Origin of the sequence: Chamaesiphon sp. VAR_69_metabat_338 (assembly GCF_031423935.1) — a bacterium.
Classification (GTDB): Bacteria; Cyanobacteriota; Cyanobacteriia; order Cyanobacteriales; family Chamaesiphonaceae; genus Chamaesiphon.
The window spans coordinates 1-2,489 of the sequence record NZ_JANPGM010000265.1 but is presented as its reverse complement, the minus strand read 5'-3'; the positions used below and the strand labels follow the sequence as shown (position 1 = coordinate 2,489).

Annotated in this window: 3 protein-coding genes and 1 pseudogene; 3 read left to right on the top strand and 1 reads right to left on the bottom strand. The window is 44.3% G+C overall.

From position 1 onward, the window contains the following. The 3 genes and pseudogenes from RMO84_RS07830 to RMO84_RS07820 form a co-directional block, all read left to right on the top strand. Positions 1-486 (top strand): class II fructose-bisphosphate aldolase (locus RMO84_RS07830; protein WP_310487907.1); only part of this gene is annotated, 486 nt, incomplete at its 5' end. A gap of 250 nt (positions 487-736) precedes the next feature. Beyond that, positions 737-985: a hypothetical protein gene (locus RMO84_RS07825; RefSeq protein WP_310487906.1), complete on the top strand. Its 249-nt coding sequence runs from the start codon at positions 737-739 to the stop codon at positions 983-985. Next, positions 982-1,354: pseudogene (locus RMO84_RS07820) on the top strand (type II toxin-antitoxin system VapC family toxin). The gene RMO84_RS07825 and the pseudogene RMO84_RS07820 overlap by 4 nt, the downstream one beginning before the upstream one ends. A 455-nt stretch (positions 1,355-1,809) precedes the next feature. Here the strand turns inward: RMO84_RS07820 and RMO84_RS07815 are convergent. Then, positions 1,810-2,340, bottom strand: coding sequence for a nuclear transport factor 2 family protein (locus RMO84_RS07815; RefSeq protein ID WP_310487904.1), 531 nt, complete (start codon positions 2,338-2,340; stop codon positions 1,810-1,812). Positions 2,341-2,489 lie beyond the last annotated feature (149 nt).

The window sequence follows — 2,489 nt, the reverse complement described above, 5'->3', positions numbered from 1 at the left end:
CACGGTGCTTACAAATTCACCCGCAAACCTACTGGTGAAATCCTTGCCATCAGCCGGATCGAAGAAATTCACAACCGTCTGCCCAACACTCACCTCGTCATGCACGGTTCGTCTTCGGTACCCGAAGATCTGCTCGCACTGATTAACAAGTACGGTGGTAAAATCCCCGAAACTTATGGCGTACCTTTAGAAGAAATTCAAAAAGGCATCAAATGCGGCGTTCGGAAAGTCAACATCGACACCGACAACCGTCTCGCCATCACCGCAGCAGTCCGCGAAGCTCTCTTCAGCAAGCCTGAAGAATTCGATCCTCGCCACTTCATGAAGCCTTCGATTAAGTACATGCAAAAAGTATGTGCGGAACGTTACAACGCCTTCTGGTGTGCGGGTCAAGGTAGCAAAATCAAAACTGCATCCCTCGAAGAGTTTGCAGCTAAGTACGCTAAAGGTGTATACCCATCGCCTAAAGTCACTGTCAGCGTCTAAGTCTAATTAGTTAAATTAGGTTAGTAATAGAAACCCGACTTCTGTACAGAAGTCGGGTTTCTTGTGTCGCACGAATTAGAATAGCGTTTGTTAATCGATCGAATCGAGATAAATTTCCCAGTTGAGGCACTAATCGAGATGGCTTTGGCTGGAATTTGGATAGTGAAGCGATCGCCTCTGGTAGGTCAAAAACAAACGGGTGAGTAGACTGTAGAATAGTATTAAGACAGTTTCAACCATCTGAATATTTATGAATGCTTATAAAATTCGATCGATTGTGATGGCAGATGGCACGATCGTTCTTAAAGGAATACCATTTAGTGTTGGTAAAGCTGTAGAAATCATCGTGCTGGAGGATGTAGTTTCTCAGGAAACAGATCGCGGATCGGTAAACTTGCCGCTGGATGAACGCTGGAAATCGTTACAAGGTTCTGTCACCCGTTATGACGATCCCTTCGAGCCAGCTATTCCGCTATCGGACTGGGATGTGCTGCAATGATTTTGCTAGACACTCACATTTTTATTTGGTGGATCGATGATAGCCCTAGATTATCTCAACGCCATCGACAAACGATTGAGGAACGTCAAGAGTATCTACTCTTGTTGGGAAGTAGCCAAGCTGGTAGAGTACGGTAAATTAGAATTGAAATTCCCGATTGAAGATTGGCTGGAGATAGCTTTATCTCACCCGAAGCTACAATCGATCGATCTAACTATCCCAATCATTATTAAATCGACACAATTATCGGGTTTTCACAAAGACCCAGCCGACCAAATTATCGTCGCAACTTCGATGATTTTAGGAATTCCTTTATTAACAGCAGACGAGAAAATTATTGCCTATCCTGATGTCATAACGCTTGATTAGTTTGATACGATCGCTTTTTTAGCTTGATATCATTATTGCCCTATCGAGCCTAGATCGAATCGAGATAAATTTTCCAGTTTAGGCAGGAACCCTCGATGGCTCTGGCTGAATATTTGGATAGTAAGGCGATCCGATTTATAGATTGCAAACCAAGTCGGGGGTGTGAGTAAGACTCGATCGATTCTGCTGAATTTGCTCGATCGTGATTCAATTGGTAGCTATAGTGATATTATACGGAAAGTTTCTGCCTATTTCCTGAAAAATTGGGCGATCTCTGCCAGAAACATCAGCATAAAGATCGAGATAACGTGGGGTGAAACCGCCAGCACGCAACTTCAATTTTACGGAAAAGTTCGATCGAGAAGTCGCTGTGTCACCCTCACATTCATCGGTTTGTGGTTGCGACCTTAATTTTAGTGGCCGATAATCGATCGATCTCGATCGCCAAAATATCATTACTCGTTGGCAGCTTTCGTCTGTTGAATCATCGCTTGGATTGTTGCAGTTTCGCCAATTTCATAAAGCACGATGGTACTATTCTCAATGGTAAAGATTTGCTTAACTGTCATATCTGCGAGCAAATTGCCTTGCAAATCTCTGACGATTTGATGAACGGTAACGACATTGCGATCGTTTTCATCCGTCTCGAATTTTAAGGTTTCAAGCTGTACTTGAATAACCTTGTATTGATTCGTCCAGTATTCGCGCACCGCGTCGCGTCCGTAAACGAAACCGCCGTCTACCCCGTTCGCCCATTTTACATCTGGGTGCATCGCCGCGACAATCGTTTCCAGCTCGCGATTGTTGAAGGCATCGTATAAATTTTGCAGAAGCTGTTGGTTTGAACTCATAGTTAATACTCCAGGTAATTTTTGGTGCAACCAGTAATGCCAGTTGATTTGGTAGTTCGGGAATTCTGAAGATCGATGTAAGCCGTCTTTTGAGGTAGAAGAGGCTATCTGGAAGGGATGTATGAGTGCTGTCATAGATGTGAGTTGAGAGTCTATATCCCTACGCACCGATCTGTCTGGGTTTGGCCGCCCAAATACAGGAATCGACACAGAACTTGAAGCTCGATGCTGAAGTCGGACTTGGGTGCCGCCTGCGACTGGAAATAATGTCCAGATCACTCGTG

What these genes read in the sequence shown, in the direction of transcription:
- RMO84_RS07815 (WP_310487904.1), bottom strand. Translation starts at nt 2,340, where the DNA reads ATGACAGCACTCATACATCCCTTCCAGATAGCCTCTTCTACCTCAAAA.
- RMO84_RS07825 (WP_310487906.1), top strand. Translation starts at nt 737, where the DNA reads ATGAATGCTTATAAAATTCGATCGATTGTGATGGCAGATGGCACGATC.